Below are 1097 nucleotides of genomic sequence, written 5' to 3'. Positions count from 1 at the left end.
AATAACGACGATTTCCACGACGCTTTACCGGTGACAGTTCATCAAACTCTTGCTCCCAATAACGTAGAACATGAGCTTTGACTCCACATAAGTCGCTTACTTCTCCAATAGTGAAATAGCGCTTACCCGGAATCGGGGGTAATTCATTATTGTGACTGGGTTCCAGCATATTCTTCTACTTTTGCCTTTAATTTTTGTCCGGGTCTGAAAGTAACAACGCGTCTGGCAGAAATAGGAATTTCTTCACCAGTTTTAGGGTTACGTCCAGGCCTTTGTTTCTTATCGCGTAGGTCAAAATTACCGAAGCCAGATAGCTTCACCTGTTCATTGTGACCTAGGGCTCCAACAATTTCATCAAAGAACGCTTCCACCATTTCTTTGGCTTCGCGCTTATTTAGTCCAACTTCGTCGTATAGGCTTTCGGCCATATCAGCTTTTGTTAAAGCCGCCATGCGCTAGCTCCTTAATTTAGCTCCAAACTTAGCACTGAGTGCTGACACAATACGCTCAAAGGACTCGTTGATTTCTTCATCATTAAGAGTGCGATCACTTCGCTGCCATACCAGACCGAGGCCTAGACTCTTTCCGTTTTCAGCAAGATTATCACCTGAATAAACATCAAACACATTGAGATTAACCAGGTCTTCACCGGCATTATCTCTAACAATCTGCTCAACGTCTCGGAACGGTATCTCGTGATCGATCAATATTGCCAAATCCCGTCTAACTTCTGGGTATTTTGACACGCCATCAAAACTCGGCACTTGTCCTTGAACGGTTTCAATTAAGCATAGTTCAAACAAATAAACTGAGCCATTTAAATCCAAGGATTTTTGTAATTTAGGGTGAATAGCCCCTAAATAGCCGATTTTTTTACCATTTTTTACAATCTGTGCAGTCTGCCCAGGGTGTAAAGCAGCATGTTCACCCTTCTCGAAAGCGACTGTCGGGTCAATTGAGAACAATAAATTCTCAAGATCGGCCTTCACATCAAAGAAGTCGATTGCTCTGCTTTCATTACACCAGTTTTCGTTTTGAACAGTGCCTGAGACAACGCCCGAGATCATTCTAGTTTGAACAATCTCTTCGCCTTCTTG

The 1097-nt window shown here is 42.8% G+C and carries 2 protein-coding genes and 1 pseudogene; all 3 read right to left on the bottom strand.

Features of this window, described 5'->3' with window-relative positions; translation table 11 throughout:
- On the bottom strand, nt 1–169 hold a 169-nt coding region (locus A3756_RS25770; protein ID WP_156490198.1), incomplete at its 3' end, for a MerR family DNA-binding transcriptional regulator.
- Nucleotides 147–452, bottom strand: a complete 306-nt coding sequence (gene ihfA / locus A3756_RS02145) for an integration host factor subunit alpha (RefSeq protein ID WP_068507652.1) — start codon at nt 450–452, stop codon at nt 147–149. The genes ihfA and A3756_RS25770, both read right to left, overlap by 23 nt.
- A gap of 3 nt (nt 453–455) precedes the next feature.
- Nucleotides 456–1097: pseudogene (locus A3756_RS02140) on the bottom strand (phenylalanine--tRNA ligase subunit beta); the annotation flags it as partial.

Source organism: Oleiphilus sp. HI0086 (assembly GCF_001635225.1).
The sequence above is the reverse complement of the archived record's forward strand: the minus strand, read 5'-3'. Positions and strand labels throughout refer to the sequence as shown.

Coding starts and splice junctions, on each gene's coding strand:
- ihfA (WP_068507652.1), bottom strand. CDS start 452: ATGGCGGCTTTAACAAAAGCTGATATGGCCGAAAGCCTATACGACGAA.